This is a genomic window from Syntrophorhabdus sp. (assembly GCA_012719415.1).
Taxonomy (GTDB): Bacteria; Desulfobacterota; Syntrophorhabdia; order Syntrophorhabdales; family Syntrophorhabdaceae; genus Delta-02.
In genome coordinates this window covers 45,206-61,438 of sequence record JAAYAK010000072.1, presented here as the reverse complement: position 1 = coordinate 61,438, position 16,233 = coordinate 45,206, and the positions used below count along the sequence as shown (strand labels likewise).

At 58.6% G+C, this 16,233-nt stretch carries 14 protein-coding genes; 1 reads left to right on the top strand and 13 read right to left on the bottom strand.

Annotated features, from left to right (window positions below; translation table 11 throughout):
• Positions 1-19: 19 nt before the first annotated feature.
• From GXX82_04600 to GXX82_04540, 13 genes are all read right to left on the bottom strand, one after another.
• On the bottom strand, positions 20-1,729 hold the full coding sequence (locus tag GXX82_04600) for a hydantoinase B/oxoprolinase family protein (GenBank protein ID NLT22308.1): 1,710 nt from the start codon (positions 1,727-1,729) through the stop codon (positions 20-22).
• On the bottom strand, positions 1,729-3,825 hold the full coding sequence (locus tag GXX82_04595; GenBank protein ID NLT22307.1) for a hydantoinase/oxoprolinase family protein: 2,097 nt from the start codon (positions 3,823-3,825) through the stop codon (positions 1,729-1,731). Before GXX82_04595 ends, GXX82_04600 begins: the two co-directional genes overlap by 1 nt.
• Positions 3,826-3,963: 138 nt before the next feature.
• Positions 3,964-5,592, bottom strand: coding sequence for a methylmalonyl-CoA mutase (locus tag GXX82_04590; GenBank protein NLT22306.1), 1,629 nt, complete (start codon positions 5,590-5,592; stop codon positions 3,964-3,966).
• A gap of 11 nt (positions 5,593-5,603) precedes the next feature.
• Positions 5,604-6,005: a cobalamin B12-binding domain-containing protein gene (locus tag GXX82_04585; protein NLT22305.1), complete on the bottom strand. Its 402-nt coding sequence runs from the start codon at positions 6,003-6,005 to the stop codon at positions 5,604-5,606.
• A 40-nt stretch (positions 6,006-6,045) separates the two neighbouring features.
• Positions 6,046-6,768, bottom strand: a complete 723-nt coding sequence (locus tag GXX82_04580) for a GntR family transcriptional regulator (protein ID NLT22304.1) — start codon at positions 6,766-6,768, stop codon at positions 6,046-6,048.
• Positions 6,769-6,803: 35 nt separating this feature from the next.
• Positions 6,804-7,088 (bottom strand): hypothetical protein, encoded by a 285-nt coding sequence (locus tag GXX82_04575; protein ID NLT22303.1) that lies wholly within the window; start codon positions 7,086-7,088, stop codon positions 6,804-6,806.
• Entirely contained in the window at positions 7,082-8,371 is a 1,290-nt protein-coding gene (locus tag GXX82_04570; GenBank protein NLT22302.1) for an FAD-dependent oxidoreductase, read from the bottom strand. The genes GXX82_04575 and GXX82_04570 overlap by 7 nt, the downstream gene beginning before the upstream one ends.
• A gap of 10 nt (positions 8,372-8,381) precedes the next feature.
• Entirely contained in the window at positions 8,382-9,362 is a 981-nt protein-coding gene (locus GXX82_04565) for an electron transfer flavoprotein subunit alpha/FixB family protein (protein ID NLT22301.1), read from the bottom strand.
• A gap of 13 nt (positions 9,363-9,375) precedes the next feature.
• Positions 9,376-10,158, bottom strand: coding sequence for an electron transfer flavoprotein subunit beta/FixA family protein (locus GXX82_04560; protein NLT22300.1), 783 nt, complete (start codon positions 10,156-10,158; stop codon positions 9,376-9,378).
• 42 nt (positions 10,159-10,200) lie between these two features.
• Positions 10,201-11,346, bottom strand: a complete 1,146-nt coding sequence (locus tag GXX82_04555; GenBank protein NLT22299.1) for an acyl-CoA dehydrogenase — start codon at positions 11,344-11,346, stop codon at positions 10,201-10,203.
• A gap of 11 nt (positions 11,347-11,357) precedes the next feature.
• On the bottom strand, positions 11,358-12,518 hold the full coding sequence (locus tag GXX82_04550) for an acyl-CoA dehydrogenase (GenBank protein NLT22298.1): 1,161 nt from the start codon (positions 12,516-12,518) through the stop codon (positions 11,358-11,360).
• Positions 12,503-13,450, bottom strand: coding sequence for a methylmalonyl Co-A mutase-associated GTPase MeaB (meaB, locus tag GXX82_04545; GenBank protein NLT22297.1), 948 nt, complete (start codon positions 13,448-13,450; stop codon positions 12,503-12,505). Before meaB ends, GXX82_04550 begins: the two co-directional genes overlap by 16 nt.
• A gap of 23 nt (positions 13,451-13,473) precedes the next feature.
• Complete coding sequence (locus GXX82_04540) at positions 13,474-14,661, bottom strand: CoA transferase (protein ID NLT22296.1); 1,188 nt, start codon at positions 14,659-14,661, stop codon at positions 13,474-13,476.
• Positions 14,662-15,179: 518 nt separating this feature from the next.
• On the opposite strand from GXX82_04540, the gene GXX82_04535 reads away from it, so the two are divergent.
• Positions 15,180-16,214 (top strand): TRAP transporter substrate-binding protein, encoded by a 1,035-nt coding sequence (locus GXX82_04535; GenBank protein NLT22295.1) that lies wholly within the window; start codon positions 15,180-15,182, stop codon positions 16,212-16,214.
• The last annotated feature ends 19 nt before the right edge of the window (positions 16,215-16,233 follow it).

The window sequence follows — 16,233 nt, the reverse complement described above, 5'->3', positions numbered from 1 at the left end:
TCTCGCGGCATGCCGATCTTCACTGTCTCAGTTTCCTTGTCTCTTCCTCATCGATCTCGAGTGTCTTCGGATCGACCGCCACTTTGTAGTCCGACCTCGCGCTTTCAGGGCTCACATATCCCTCGCGGACGTCATTGAGCACCAGCTCCGGGTCCCGTTCACCGGCGCTGCCGTAGCCGCCGCCGCCAGCGGCGTCTATGATCACCACGTCGCCGGGCTTTAGCTGGGTCAGCCCGTAGGAGTTCCCCGGCACGCCGTTCACCAGGAACTGTGCCTTCGCCCCGGGCTTTCCTCCGAAAAGGCCCTCTGCCGGATAGATGTAACGGCCCGCCTGGATCCCCAGATTAACAGGGGGAATGGGGGCATACTCATCATCAGGGACCCTGAATACCTCTCGCTTCCCCAGCCCGCCCTTCATCCTGCCGGCACCGCCGGAATCGGCGACTATCTCCCGTTTCTCCACAATAAGCGGCGTGTCGCTCTCGAAGATCTCAACGGGCGTGTTCGCCCCGTTGGCCGGGAAGATGTAGACATAGTTGCCGTCGTTGCGGGCCCCCGCCCCCATGCCGCCGCCCCTGATGATGACGCTGTGCCAGGGCCTCGCGTCCTTTCTCTTCCCGTAGAAGACGTTCATCGCCGCCGGTGTGCCGCCTGACGCGGCTATCACCTTGCCGGGCAGCACGTCGGACAGCGCCCGGTATATGACCTCCGTCAGAAAGTGGCCCACTCCCATGCGTGCCGCCACGGCCGCGGGGAACTTGCAGTTGACGACGGTTCCCTCGGGCGCGGTCAGCCTGATCGGTCGCGCGCATCCGTCATTGTTGGGGATGTCCGGCGCGAACATGCTCTTTACCGCCATGAAGACATAGGCATACGTGAAATTGTATACCACATTGCCGCCCCAGTTCACCTGTCCCGACGACCCCTCGAGATCGACGATGATATCGCTTCCCCTGATCTCCACCTTTGCCTCGATGATGATGTCATCCTTCCCCTTCATCTGCTCGATGACACCCCTCGTCCGGTACACTCCGTCAGGGATCCTCTCGATCTCTTCCCTCATGCTCTTCTCGGTGAGACCGATGATCTGGTCCGCGAGGTCGTCGAGGTTCTCAAGATCGCTCTCCTTGAGCATCTGGCAGATCTTTTCACCGCAGACGTGGTTCGCGGCTATCTGGGAACGGATATCTCCGATGACCTCATCGGGGGTCCTCACGTTCCAGCGGATGAGGTCGAGAACGGACTCGTTCAGCACGCCCTTGTCGTAGAGCTTCACCAGGGGAATGAAGATCCCCTCCTCAAAGACGTCATGGTTGTCGGACGCGACGCGTCCGCCGATATCCGAATGATGGAAAACGCAGGCGGTGAACGCGACCAGTCTGTCCTTGTAGAATATGGGGCTCATGACGCAGACATCGTTGAGATGTCCCGCGAGCGCCCAGGGGTCATTAGTGATGAAGGCGTCTCCCTCGCTGTAAAAGTCAAGGGGATACTTGTTCACAAGGTTCTTGATGCCGAGGGCCATCGCGCCCGACTGTCCCGGCGTGGCAAAGGTACCCTGCGCCAGTTCCCTGCCGAAACGGTCGGTGAACATGCAGGTGTAATCGTGCGCGTCCCTGAGGAGACTCGAAAAGGCGGTGCGGGCGACGCTGCCGTCCGCTTCATCCACGATGGAGATGAGCCGTCTCCACAGGATCTCGAGTGTTATCGGATCGAAGGTACGAGCCATCAGCACACCTCCTTGAGATCGATCCAGAGGAACCCGAAGTCATCGACGGACACGCGGGCGTCCTCACCCACGATGAGGGTGGACTCTTTCTCTTCGATGATCGCGGGACCGGGAAATCGTGCCGACGGAAAGAGACCGTACCGGTCGTAAACGGTATGGGGGATGAAATCCTTCGAAACGGGCGAATAGGCAAGCCGCTGGCCCTTGACCGCCTTGTCGAGGGTCCCGACCCTTCCTTCGATCTTCGGCAGCTGCAGAAGCTTCTCGGGGAGGCTGGCCCTGACCTTGAAGTTGATGAACTCCACCTCCGAATCCGGGTACGTCCTCCCGTAGAGCTTCCGGTACGCGTCATCAAAACGCTGCCTGACCTCGGCCTTCGTCACCTTCGTGAAATCCCCGTCGGGTAAGGAGATGTTCATCTCCGAGCCCTGTCCGACAAAACGCATGTCAAGGGACCGTTCAAATCGGATCGTGTCGGTCGTGGCCTCCTTCTTCAGTATCTCGGCGGCATCCTGTTCAAGCCCTTTGAAGATGTCCTCTACGTCCCCGAAGGAGGCGTCCCCCAGTGACACCTTGTGGCTTCTCAAAAGGTCGAAGGCCCGCGGGGCCGTAAAGAACCCCATCGCCGAGCCGACTCCCGCGTTCGGCGGAATGAGCATCCGCGGCGACCCCAGCTTCTTCGCGAGCCCGTAGGCATGGACCGGCCCGGCACCGCCGAAGGCCGCTATGGTGACGATCTTGGGATTGCCTCCCTTTTCCGCGATGTGCGTCTTTGCCGCCGCCGCCATCGTCTCGTTGATGAGGTCGTGTATGCCCCAGACGGCCTGAATGAAGGAAACACCCAGCGGCTTCGCGATCCTCTCCTCTACACCGCGGCGGGCCCCCTCCTTGTCGAGCTTCATCGTGCCCCCGAGAAAGTAGTTCTCGTCGAGGTACCCCAGCAGGAGGTCGGCATCGGTCACACAGGGGTCCTGTCCTCCCCTGCCGTAGCAGATAGGTCCGGGGTCCGCGCCGGAGCTTTCAGGCCCCACCTGCAGCGTCCCCAGCTTGCTCACCTTCGCGATGCTGCCGCCACCGGCCCCTATCTCCATGAGGTCGACAACGGGGACCTGGATGGTGAGCCCGCTTCCCTTCATGAACCTCTGGACCCTTCCCACCTCGAAGGTGGGAACGACACCGGCCACCCCTTTCTGGATGAGGCACGATTTCGCCGTCGTACCGCCCATATCGAAGCAGAACATCTCGGGGATGTTGAAATGCTTCCCGTAGTACTGGCCGGCGATGACCGCAGCCGTCGGCCCCGACTCGATGATGCGCACGGGAAACCGCGCGGCCGTGTCGACAGAGGTGACGCCTCCGCTCGACAGCATGATGAAGAGCTTGCCCGTGAAGCCTATGGACTCCAGCCGTCCCGACAGCTTCGACAGGTACCGTCCCGTGAGGGGTTTGACGTACGCGTTCGTCACCGTGGTGCTCGTCCTTTCATACTCCTTTATCTGCGGAAGGACGTGATAGGAGATGGACGTGGAGACCTCCGGCGCCTCCCTGTGGATGATCTCCTCGATCATGCGCTCGTGGACAGGGTTCTCGAAGGAGTTGAGAAGGCACACGGCAATGGACTCGACACCCATATCGAGAAGCGCCCTCACGGTCCTTCTCGCGTCTTCCGGGTCGAGGGGCGTCAAGATGGTCCCGTCGCTGCGAATCCTTTCGTCCACCTCCAGGCGAAGTCTCCTGGGGATCAGCGGCTGCGGGAATTCCGCGAATATGTCGTAGGGAGCGTAGCGGATCTCGCGGCCTATCTCCAGAACGTCCCTGAACCCTTTCGTCGTGATGAGGCCCGTTTTCGCTCCCTTTCTCTCGATTATGGAGTTGATGACGAGCGTCGTCCCGTGGATGAGCTCGTCCAGCTTCCCCACGAAATCGGGGGTCGTCTTCTCGAGGCCCCGTATCCCCTCCTCCACGGCATCCGACGGGTCCCGGGGCGTGGTCAGGCACTTGCCGGTCTTTATCTCCCCCGTTTGGTCATCGAGCAGGACAAAATCAGTGAAGGTGCCTCCGATATCGCAACCCAGCCGGTAATACCTGTCTTGCATGTGATCCCCCTTTTGAGAACCGTTCAAACCATTTGAACCGTTTGAACCGTTTGAAAAACAAAATCAGATACGGAACTCACCGGGAATGCCCGGACCTCCGTGAACGGTCCGGGCTCCCTTTTCCATTGCCCCCTTGCCCTAAAAGAGACCCGGCTCCTCGAATTCTCCGAATACATCCCTGAAGACCCTGGCCATCTCACCCACCGTCGCGTATGCCTTGCACGCCTCCACGAGATAGGGCATGACGTTCTTCCCGGCCCTCGTCGCCGCTTCCAGATCCTTGAGGGTACGCGTCACCTCCCGGTCGTTGCGCTCCCTGCGGAGTTGCTTCAGGGCTTCGACCTGCTTTTTCGCGGACTCTCCCGTGTATTCGTGGAGCTCCACTTCCATCGGTTCGCCCTCGGTGTGGATGTTGAGCCCCACCTTCTTCAGCTCCCCGGACTGCAATCCCTTTTCATACGCGTAGGCCTGCTGTGATACAAGTCGCTGCACGTAACCGGTGGCAACCGCCTGCACGATGCCGCCGGCCTTTTCGATCTTATCCATCTCCTCTTCTATCTTCCCCTCCATCTCCTTCGTTATGGTCTCTATGAAGTAGCTGCCCGCCAGCGGGTCCACGGTATCCCTCAGACCGATCTCGTCCATGAGGAGCTGGAGGGTACGAAGGGATATGATCGCGGAGTGCGGCGTCGGGATGGTATACGCCTCGTCGTAGCTGCACAGGGCGATCGTCTGGGCCCCGGCAAGAGCGGCGGAAAGGGCGTAATAGGCGCCGCGCATGATGTTGTTCTCAGGCTGTGCCTTGGTGAGACCGTAACCACCCCCTCCGAAAAGACCCCTGAGGTACATGTTCGAGTCCTTCTTCACCCCGTATTTCTCCTTGAGGTTCCGCGCCCAGAGCTTGCGTGCCGCCCTGAACTTGGCGACCTGCTCCCAGATGTTGCCGAAAACGTTGAGATTGAAGGAGAAACGGCCGACGAAATCGTCAACGTCGTATCCCCGTTTCAGGACGTTATCTATATAGGCGTTGGCGATGAGGATGGCATAGCCTATCTCCTGGGCAGGCGTCGCCCCGGACTCTCTGATATGATAGCCGCAGATGCTCACCGGATTCGTGCGGGGCAGGACATTCATCGAATACTCGATGGTATCGCCGATGAGGTTGACAGCGGGTTCAACGGGAAAGATCCAGGAGCCCCTTCCGATCATCTCCTTCAGGATATCGTTCTGCGGCGTCGCCGAGATCTTCTTCGGATCGAACCCGTATTTCTCGGCCACGGCCTGGTACATCGCAAGCATGATCGAAGCGACGGCGTTTATGGTCAGACCGGACCCGATCTTCTCGAGGTTGATGCCGTTAAAGGCTATCTCGAAGTCCCTGAGGGAATCGATGGCCATTCCGACCCTGCCCACCTCGCCCTCGGCCATGGGATCGTCGGAATCATACCCCATCTGCGTGGGAAGATCGAAGGCAACGTTGAGACCCGTCTGGCCATGGGATATCATGAGCTTGAAACGCTCGTTCGATTCCTCGGGCGTACCGAAGCCGGTGTACTGCCGCGTCGTCCATGCCCTGCTCCGGAACCCCTCGGGATGTATCCCGCGGGTGAAGGGATACTGGCCCGGCGGCGCGAGGTCCTTCTCGTAGGAAAACCCTATGCGTTTGAGGTCCTCGGGGCCATAGCACGCCTTGACATGTATCCCCGACTGCAGGGTCACGTCGGTGATCCTGTCCTTCTCATCCTTGGTATATTTCGCCACTCCCATTGCATGCCTCCTCAGGACTTCTTCACGTTTTCATTGATGAAGCTCGTGATCTCCGAGAACGGTGTCCCCCCGGGGAACACCCCTTTCGCCCCCAATTCCTTGAGCTTCGGGATATCCCGCGCGGGTATGACCCCGCCGACGACGACCATTCTGTCGTCGATCCCTTCCTCGCGGGCCTTCTTCATCAACTTCTCCGTAATGGGAATATGGGCTCCGCTCATGATGGACAGACCGATGACGTCCACATCCTCCTGGATGGCGATCCTGACGATCTGATCCACCGTCCGGTGCAGTCCCGTGTAGATCACCTCCATACCGGCTTCCTTGAGCGCGTGGGCGACCACCTTTGCCCCGCGGTCGTGTCCGTCCAGTCCGGGCTTCGCAACTAAGATCTTGATGGGCCTTGTGTCCAAATCAGTGCCTCCTTCATTGTCTCATCATCCCTGTCTGCCGCTACACCGTTTTGCCCGCATCGAGTTCCTGAATGATGATGTCCATCCCTCTCAGGATATGTTTCTTGACCAGCTCTTCGACCTTCTTCTTGTCTTTCTTTCGCATCGCCTCGACCATCTTCTCGTGGTCACGCAGCGACACCCTCGCGTAATCCTCACAGGCGAGAAGGGGCCTCCGGTAGCGATGAATGGCATCCCTGAAGGAATTTATCAGGGAGTAGAGCTTGCCGCTCCCCGCCGCCTTGTATATGATCTCGTGGAACTGGGTGTTGAGCTGCATGAGTCTGTCCGTGTTGTTGCCTTTCCTCTCAAAAACCTTCCTGTAAGCGTCTATGCTGTCTTCCAGTTTCTTCAGTATCGCCTCGGTGATGTGCTCCGTGGCAAGGTACGCGGCGTAGCTTTCGAGAAGGGCCCTGATGCCCAGGGTCTCCTCTATCTCCTCCCGGTTGAGGCCCTTCACGACAAACCCGCGGACCCCGCTGCGCTCTACAAGACCTTCCTGTTCCAGCTTCTTTACCGCCTCCCGCACGGGAACCCGGCTCACCTCCATCTGTGCCGAAAGCTGGTTCTCGATGAGGCGCTGTCCCGGAGGGATGTCCCCCTTGATGATGGCCTGTTTGAGATAGTCATAGGCCACGTCCCCCATGGAACGGGGTTTGCCCAAAGCCCTGATCCCTTTAAGGGGACCCGTTCCTGCCGATGTCTTTCTTGAGGTGTCTTTCATCTCGTCTCCATTCAGTCCGCGCCTTTGGTGTCTTATCAACCATATCTGTACTGCACGCCAAATTCACCTCCCGGATAGTCCCAGGTTATCGACCCATAGATACAGGCTATCATGCAGGTGCCGCATTCCAGGCATCCGGCATACTCGACGACCATCTCTCCCGTCTCTTCGTTGAAAGAATACAGGTGTGCCGGGCAAACCGCGATGCACATGCGTTCCTTACAGGCCGCGCAGATGCTTTGGTCGAGAAGGATATGGCTCTTCGTGTCGTTCTTTATCGCGTTGAGGGCAAGCTTCTCTTCCACCTTCATCGTCATAATCTCCTCGCCGCCAGAAGGTCCTTCAGGGTCTCCATGTTAAGCACATATTTCTTCGCGACCCGTTTGGCTGTCTTATAAAGGCCTTCCTTCGGTCTGTCTCCCACGGTGAAGAGCTCGTCGAAGAGCTCACACATGAACCTGGGGTAAACGGTGAAAAACCTGCGTCTGTCAAGGACCTCCCGGGAATGGCGGAAGGTCTCCATGTCGGGCAGCACAAAGCTCTCTCTCAATCTCTTCTCGTAGCGCGACAGGGAATTCTCTGAGAGGTCGTTTTCGTTGAGGGCCAGGACGGCGGTATCGGCTGCCATCACGCCCGAGGCGATGGCGAACTCCATACCTCTCACCGTGAGGCCCAGGTTAAGGGCAAAGCCCGCCGCGTCCCCCGCGACCAGCATGCCGCCCCTGTACAGCTTCGGGGCCGCGCCTATCCCCGCCTCGGAGATGACGTGCGCCGAGTATTCCCTGAGTTCGCCTCCCCGGATCCACCGTTCTACCTCGGGACGGCCGGTGAAACCTTCCATGAGCCCCGGGGCGTCGATGTCTCCCGCGCCGTGTATAAGGGAATCGATACCGACAACAAGGCCTACCGACAGGGTGTCGCGGTTCGTGTAGAGAAAGCCTCCCCCGAACATGCCCCGCGTCACGGACCCCATAAAAAGTCCCGCCAGCCCCTCATCGGGACCGAGGCCGAAACGCTCCTCGATGGTCTTTTCATCGAGCTGGTATATCTCCTTCACAGCCACCGCCAGGTTCTCCGGCCTGTGAGGCTGTCGTAAGCCCGCCTTCTGCGTGAGGAAGGACAGCGCGCCGTCGGCCGCTATGACAACGTGGGCCCCGATCTCTTCGGTGCCGGACCGTATCCCCGCCACCTGACCGTCCTCGTAAAGGAGCTCGTCCACCTTCTTCCGCGGGATGATGAAGGCCCCCTTCGCCGTCGCCTGTTCAGCGAGCCAGCCGTCGAGCTTCGCCCTCAGAACGGTATGGCTCATGAAGGGTTCCTTTTTCCATCTCTCGTTCCCGTATTCGAACTGCAGGGCGCTGCCCTCGTCGAGAACGGTGATCATCTCCCTGACAACATGGCGTTCAAAGGGCGCGGAATCGATGATCCCGGGAAGATATGGCCGGATGGGGTCGACGTAGACGCGGCCACCCGTGACATTCTTGCTCCCCGGCGCGTCGCCGCGTTCGAGGAGGATCACCTGTCTGCCGGCATCCGCAAGGCGGTACGCCGCGGACAGCCCCGCAAGCCCCCCTCCGACAACAATGGCATCGATCTTATCCACGAGGAACCACCTATCCCCTTTCCTTGCGCTTGCCGATCTCTTCCGTCATCGCCGGGAGCACCTCGAAGAGGTCGCCAACGATGCCGTAATTTGCATAGTTGAAAATGATCGCGTTGGGATCGCGGTTGACGACAAGGACGACCTTCGACGTATCCATGCCCATGATGTGGTGGATGGCGCCCGAGATGCCCGCCCCGATGTAGAGTTTCGGGGACACCGTCTTGCCGCTCTTCCCTATCTGGTCCGCCTGGTCCCGCCACTTCGCATCGACAACGGACCGCGTGGCCCCGACCGTACCGCCTATGGCCGCCGCCAGGTCCTCGATGAGCTTGAAGTTCTCCGCGGCCTTGAGCCCTCGTCCGCCCGCCACGATGAGGTCGGCCTCGGTGAGGTCCACAGCATCGCTTTTTGTCTCCTCGACGCGAACGACACGGGTATGAATGGCACCCGTGAGCGACCCCGCTGTCCTCTCCTCGTACTCCCCTTTGATCCCTTCAGGCATATCCATGGCAAAACTGTTGGGGCGCGCCGTCACGACCACGGGAGAAGCCGGGAAGGCGACCTCCGCGAACACCTTGCCCCCGAACATGGGTCTCACGAACGTCATCGGATCGTCGAACCAGTTCGCCCCCGTCACGTCGGAGACCATGCCCGTTGCAAGCATAATGGCAACGCGGGGAAAAAAATCGCGGCCTGTTCCCGTCGCCCCGGCCACTATCATCCGCGCGCCAGTCTCGGCGGCATAGCCTGCCAGCGCCCGGGCGTAGCCCTCCGGGCTGTATGCCGCAAGTTCGGGGTCGCTAAAGCGCACCAGCTTGCGTACGCAGGACAGGAGCCTACCCTTGAGAGTATCGGACATCGCGCCGAAACACACTGCCTCCACGCTGAACCTGCCGCTCGCGGCCAGCTTCTCCGCTTCACAGAGAAGTTCCAGGGAAGCCTTCCTGGGCTCATCACCCTTCGTTTCCACGAACACAAGGACCTTGTCCATCTTTCCCCCTGTCTTATATAACCCTCTCGACGTCCATGAGGATCCTCACCGCCTCGGCTGCCGCCTCCCGGGCTTCTCCGGGGATAAGCTGAACCGCCGGCCGTTTCTTCGGCGGAAGATAGCGCACTATCTTCGTCTTCGAGTTCTCGGGAGCGGCCATGTCCTTCGTGAATCCCAGGTCCTCGATAGTGAGCTTCGGTATCTGCACCTTCATGGCCTTCATGACGCCCGTGATCAAGGGCACCCTGGGTTCATTGAGGCCTTTCTGCGCCGTGAAGACGGCGGGAAGATCAACTTCGACGACCTCTTTCGCACCCTCGAGAGACGATTCCGCCATGGCCTTGCCGTCGGAGATGTCCAGCTTTACAACAACGCCCACGTGAGGCAGGCCCAGGAACTGGGCCACCATCTGGGGCACCTCGCCGCGGTCCGCATCGATGGCCTGCCTGCCCGTGAGGAGAATGTCGAAGGTTTCCCTTTCAAGGGCCTTGAAAAGCGCGAGAGCCGTACTGTAACCGTCCCTTGCCGCATAGGCCTCATCCTCGATGAGCACGGCCTCATCGGCACCCATGGCGATGGCCGTTCGCAGGGCCTCCATCGCCTTCGGACCCCCGAGGGACAGGGCCTTCACCTTCCCGCCATGCTTTTCCTTTATCCTGAGAGCTTCTTCGAGAGCGAACTCATCGAAGAGGTTGACGGCGAACTTGGGCTCAATATTGAGGTCTTTGCCGCTCGCCCCTATCTCGACGAGCGCCTCAGGATCGGGAACCTGCTTCACGAGAACTATGATATCCATTGTGTCTCACCTCGCATCCCGTCATCCGGGCAAACACATCCACTATTTGCCGATAAGCATCCTGCCCATGAAATCCTTGAGGATCTCGTGCGTGCCGCCTCCATAAAGGAGGAAGCGCGCGTCCCGGAAATGACGCTGGGGATTGTATTCGTTGGCGAAGGCGTTGGCGCCCCAGATCCTCGTCACCTCGTCTACGACCTTGAGGCACGTTTCCGTTGCGAACATCTTTGCCATGGCCGCCTCGAGACGACTCGGGAGCTTTTCCTTGATCTTCCACGCGGCCGAGTAGATGAGAAGCCTGCTCGCTTCCATCTCGGTTGCCATGTCCGCGAATTTCGCCCTGATGAGTTGATAGGTACCGATGGGCTTTCCAAAGGCTATCCTTTTCCTCGCGTACTCGAGACCCTCATCGTAGGCCGCCTGGGCTATACCCATCGCCATGGCGGCTGTCATGACCCTCACCTCGTCGAGGATCTCCGCGAGATACTCGACGCCCTTGTTGAGCTCCGCGCCCAGCAGGTTCTCTTCCGGAACCCTGACATTGTCGAAGACCAGTTCACCGGTAATCGTCCCCCTGCACCCAAGCTTGTCGAGGATCTGGCCGGGTGAAAATCCGGGGGTCCCTTTCTCGACAAGGAAGAAATTAAGCCCTTTGGCTCCAAGCGAGGGGTCCGTCGTGGCGAGCACCGTCGCGAAATCGGCGTGGGGACCGTTGGTGATCCACATCTTCGTGCCGTTTATGATCCATTCGTTCCCGTCCTTGACCGCCGTCGTCCTCGTGGCGGAAAGGTCGGAACCCGACTGGTCCTCCGTGAAACACATGGTCGCGACCTTGTCTCCTCTCATGGCCGGGTAGAGACAGCGCTCCTTGATAGCCTGCGAACCGAAACGATATACGAAGTAGGTGCCCATGAGGATGTTCATGATGACACTCTGGGCAAATCCCACCGAACCGCGCGCGATCTGCTCGTAAAAGATCATTGCCGTCACCGGGTCGGCGTTCATGCCGCCTATCTCTTCGGGGTAGCGCAGGCCGAGATATCCCAGCCTCGTGAACTCCCTCCACAGCTCCCAGGGGAACTCGTCCTTCTCGTCGATCTCGCGGGCCCTGGGCACGACCATGCGGTCAACGGTGTCTGTTATGATCTTCTTGAAGAACTGCTGCTCCTCTGTAAACGCGAAATCCATAGACCCCTCCTTCAGTTGATCTCGAACTCACATTTTTTCATCGTGTCTTTCGCGATGATCGTTTTCAGAATCTCCGACGTCCCTCCTCCGAAAAGGAGGAACCGGCCATCCCTGAAGTACCTCTGGGCCGGGTATTCTTCGGCCACGCCGTAGGCGCCATGTATCCTCGACACCTCGTCGACGACGAAACAGGCGGCCTCCGTCGAGTAGAACTTCGCCATGGCGGCCTCTTTCACCGTCAGGGAACCCCTGTCTTTCAGCCACGCGGCATGGTAGGTGAGAAGCTCGGCCGACCTGATCCGCACCTCCATCTCCGCTATCTTTTCCTCTATGAGCTGGAACGTGCCGATGGGCCTTCCGAAGGCCTCGCGCTGCCGCGCGTATCGAAGGCCCGAAACGAAGGCGCTCTTCGCGAGGCCAAGTCCCAGGCCGGCTATCATGATCCGTATCTCGCTGAGAATATCGCTCAGGTACTTCGCGCCCTTCCCTTCCTCACCCATGAGGCTGTCCGACGGGATCTGGCACCCGTCGAAGATGAGTTCCATCGTCGCCGCTCCCCGTGCGGACATCTTCTCTATCTTCTGCCCCACAGAGAAGCCGGGCGTGCCTTTTTCGACGAGGAAGAAGCCTATCCCTCCGAGCCTCTTCTCAGGCGCCGTGGTCGCGGCCACGGTGACGAAATCGGCAACGTCGCCGTCCGTGATCCAGAGCTTCCGGCCCGTCAGCAGGTATCCCTTTTCATTCTTCACCGCCCGGGTCTTTATCCCCCCCAGGTCGGAACCACAGTCAGGCTCGGTAAAAGCGATCGTCCCGATCTTCTCCCCCCTGATCGCCGGGAAGAGGCACCGTTCTTTCTGCTCCCCCGTACCGAACCTGTGTATGAAGTCCGTACCCATGAGGCACTGCATCGTGGCGATCGCCGCGAAGCCGATCGAGGCCCGCGCCAGTTCCTCCGAAAGAATGGTGAACATGACGCAGTCCGCACCCATGCCTCCTATCTCCTCCGGGTACCTGATACCATAATATCCCAGAGAGCCCAGTTCCCGGAACAGGTCCCTGGGGAAGGTGTCACTGCGGTCGATGGAATCCGCGAAGGGGGCCACGATGCGCTGAACAGCCCGCGACACCTGCTCCCTGAAGAATCTCTGTTCCTTCGTCAGCGAAAAGTCCATTTCGGCTCCAATTCATCGAGTATCTTCCGGACCGCGCTATAGGGGTCCATCCTGCCGGAGCGGACCTCACCGGCCACTTCCTTGAATGTCCGGGCGGCAGTCAACCTCTCGGATATCTCCTGCCACAGTTCCTCCTTCAGAAGGGCCACCATGAACGCCTCAGCGTTGTCCGCCTTCCGCTGCGTCCGGCCCTTCCTGCCGGACCGCTGCCAGTGGTCCTCCATCGCCTCCACGAGGGCGTCTATGCCGGTACCATGCTGTGAATCGGTGAGAAGGACGGGAACGTCCCAACCGTTCGACCGCGCCGTCAGCCTTGAAGCAAGAAGGATGTCGCGCGCGGCATCCTCCGCCCCGGATGTATCCGACTTGTTGACCACGATGATATCCCCGATCTCCATAAGTCCCGCCTTGAAAAGCTGGATCTCATCGCCGTATTCGGGCGTGAAGACCGTGATGACCGTATCGCAGAGAAAGAAAAGGTCCTTGTCTGTCTGCCCGGCACCGATGCTCTCCACGATGATGTGGTCCTTGCCCAGACCCTCCATCACGTAGGCCGCGGCGGCGGCCGCCCTGGCGATACCCCCCGGGTGGGAACGATGCGCCATGGACCGGATGAAAACGTTGTGTTCTTCGGCCCCCTTCATGCGAACGCGGTCACCGAGAAAGGCCCCCTTTCCGTTGACACTTGTCGGGTCGGTGGCTATGACTCCGACACTGCTGCCCTTGCCCGCAAGCAGGAGAGCAAGCTGTCCTATGAGGGTGCTCTTGCCTGCCCCGGCCGGACCTGTCACCCCGATGATATGCGCCTTACCCGTGTGCGGGAAAAGGAGCGAGAGCTCCTGATAGGCCTCACGGTCCCCGTTCTCGATTCCCGTGATGAGCCGGGCCGCGCTCTTTTCGTCGCCCTTCAGGATATTGTCGACAAGACCCATGCTGCCCTCGTTTGGAAGGAAGGCTATATGATCCCCTTTTCCTTGAGACCGGTGATCTCTTCCTGTGAATACCCTATGTTTCTATACACCTCGGCGTTATGTTCCCCGAACCTCGGCGGGAAGGTCATCTGACGGTCCGATTCCTTCAGAAATGGCGTCATGAACGGTGGCGGGGCCATCCAGATCCGGGTTCCCGTTTTCGGGTCCCGGGAGGTCAACATGGCTCCCTTCACATACTCATCCTCGATCACTTCCTCTATGGTGTTCACCCTGGAAATGGCTATGGTCGCCCTGTTGCACATCTCGATCATCTCCGCCGTCGTCTTCGTCCTTGTGCATGCGTTTATCGTGTCGTTCAGATTCCTGACATCTCCTATGCGCCCCTTGTTCTTCTCGTATTCGGGCCGTGCGAGCTTCTCGAAGCCCGGAAGCTGGGTCATCGACGCGAACTGCCTGTCGTTCCCCACCGCGATATAGACATAACCGTCCTTCGTCTCGTAGACGGAAACAGGCGCGAAGAACTCATGCGTGTTGCCCCTTCGTGAGATCTTGTTGCCGAAGGACTTCGTAAGGCAAATGGGAACGGTGAGCCACGATGTCGTCGACATGAGCATGGAAACGTCGATGCGGCTTCCCTCTCCCGTCATCGCGCGCTTCACAAGGGCCTTCATTATGAGCCCGTAGGCGTGTTCGCTCGTCCCCATGTCCGGCAGGGGAATGCCGACCACCTGCGGGTCCTCGCCGGCATTGCCGGTCAATTCCATGAGCCCTCCCCGTGCCTGGAGGATGGGGTCGTAGGCCGCCTCGTTGCTGTCGGGCCCGAAACCCGTCAATCCCACCCACACGATGTCCGGTTTGATGGACTTCAGGGTCTCGTAAGCTATGCCAAGTTTCTCATAATTCCTTGGAAGCTGGTTCGTGGCGAAGATATCGACCTTCAGGTTGACAATAAGGTCTTTGAGAATGCCTTTCCCCTCGGGAGAACCCAGATCGAGGGTGACACACTCCTTCCCCGCGTTGATGGTCATGAAGTAGGTGTTCATCCTTTCCTCACCCAGTCTGTTCTCGCCTATCATGCGGTTGGGGTCCCCGTACACCGGGTGTTCGAGTCGTATCACTCTCATGCCGTCCATGGCCAGACGATAACTCAGGTAAGGAAGGACGGTTGCCTGCTCCAGCGACAGCATTGTCATTTTCCTGAATACATCCATTGAGCCCTCCTCGACGAATTGGTTGATACTGGTAAAAACCACCGGCTAACTGGTTAATGAAATGTGAATCGTTTTTTCCTTGACATGGAATCTATTGTATACAGTATACTCTTTGTGTCAATATAGTAAATGGAAAATTTACTTGTCAAGCGATATTTTTTAGATTGTCATTTCTAAAAAGTTGTATACAATGATTCTTAAGAGCAGACGACAGGCAACCGGACGTTACCAGAGATCAGGGGTTTTTACTAAGATATAGTATCTTTGATTTTTTATCGCTTCTGTAAGGAAAGAACCGGTTTTGGGGTATATTCGGGAAGCGTTTGTTCAAGGGTGTCGGGAGAAGAGGTACCCCCGGGTCAGCAGTCCGGATCCATTGCGGTACGGGGAATGTTCTCCTGACGCTCACCATACGGGTTTCAACCTCCAGCTTCCGCCGTATTCCATCGAGTCTTTTTGAACACTGGTACCTGCTGACCCTGAAAAGGGGGGTCAATAACACAATAGAGGGGGTTAATATGAAGGGTAAGAGATCTTTATTGCTCCTCGGTCTATGCGTCCTGCTTTTCGGAACGTTCCTCATTTGCACGGGCAATCTCCAAAGCCAGACGAAAATAACGCTCACCTATGCAAACTTCCCGCCGGCGAAGACCTTCCCATGCGTACAGATGGAACGCTGGGCCAAGGAGGTTGAGAAGAGGACCAACGGCAAGGTGAAGGTACAGACCTTTCCCGGAGGAACACTCCTTCCCGCCAAAAACATATTCGACGGCGTCATAGCGGGCACGGCGGACATCGGCAACTTCGCGATGAGCTATCAACCGGGGCGCTTCCCCGTGTCGGAAGCGATCGATCTTCCTCTTGGCTTCACCAGCGCCAAGGCGGCCAGCCTTGCCCTCTACGATCTTCTCGAAAAGTATCCCCAGGAATTCGAGAAGGTGAAGCTTCTTACCGTCTTCACCTGTCCCCCCGCAGACTTCATGACGACCAAACCCGTGAAGTCTCTCAAGGACCTCAAAGGGATGGAACTCAGGGTGTCGGGGACCGGAGCCGAGGCCGTGAAAAAGCTTGGAGCGATCCCCATCGCGATGCCCCAGTCCGAGACGCCTGAAGCCCTGCAGAAAGGAGTTGTAAAAGGCGTTGTCTCCTCCATGGAGATCCTCCAGGACTTCAACTTCGCGGCCTATACTCCCTACGCGACGGAAACGAACCTCTTTGTCGTGACCTTCGCGGTTGTGATGAACAAGGAGAAATGGAACGCCCTTCCCGCCGATGTAAAGAAGGTCCTCGACGACTTGAGGCGCGAGCAGGCGGAATGGACCGGCAAGTATGTCGACGACCATGTGACGGAAGCAGTCAAGTGGTCCAAGCAGAAGTACAACCTTCAGATCATCAAGCTGCCCGCCTCCGAGATGGCGGAGATCCCGAAGCTGACGAAACCCATGATCGACGACTATGTCAAGCGCGTTTCCGCGAAAGGACTTGCCGGTGACAAGATAATGAAAGACGTCTACATGCTGCGGGACAAATACGAGAAACAGTTCAAGAAATAGGATGCGCTGATAAAGCCGG

Coding starts and splice junctions, on each gene's coding strand:
- GXX82_04600 (NLT22308.1), bottom strand. CDS start 1,729: ATGGCTCGTACCTTCGATCCGATAACACTCGAGATCCTGTGGAGACGG.
- GXX82_04595 (NLT22307.1), bottom strand. CDS start 3,825: ATGCAAGACAGGTATTACCGGCTGGGTTGCGATATCGGAGGCACCTTC.
- GXX82_04590 (NLT22306.1), bottom strand. CDS start 5,592: ATGGGAGTGGCGAAATATACCAAGGATGAGAAGGACAGGATCACCGAC.
- GXX82_04580 (NLT22304.1), bottom strand. CDS start 6,768: ATGAAAGACACCTCAAGAAAGACATCGGCAGGAACGGGTCCCCTTAAA.
- GXX82_04565 (NLT22301.1), bottom strand. CDS start 9,362: ATGGACAAGGTCCTTGTGTTCGTGGAAACGAAGGGTGATGAGCCCAGG.
- GXX82_04560 (NLT22300.1), bottom strand. CDS start 10,158: ATGGATATCATAGTTCTCGTGAAGCAGGTTCCCGATCCTGAGGCGCTC.
- GXX82_04555 (NLT22299.1), bottom strand. CDS start 11,346: ATGGATTTCGCGTTTACAGAGGAGCAGCAGTTCTTCAAGAAGATCATA.
- GXX82_04550 (NLT22298.1), bottom strand. CDS start 12,518: ATGGACTTTTCGCTGACGAAGGAACAGAGATTCTTCAGGGAGCAGGTG.
- meaB (NLT22297.1), bottom strand. CDS start 13,450: ATGGGTCTTGTCGACAATATCCTGAAGGGCGACGAAAAGAGCGCGGCC.
- GXX82_04540 (NLT22296.1), bottom strand. CDS start 14,661: ATGGATGTATTCAGGAAAATGACAATGCTGTCGCTGGAGCAGGCAACC.
- GXX82_04535 (NLT22295.1), top strand. CDS start 15,180: ATGAAGGGTAAGAGATCTTTATTGCTCCTCGGTCTATGCGTCCTGCTT.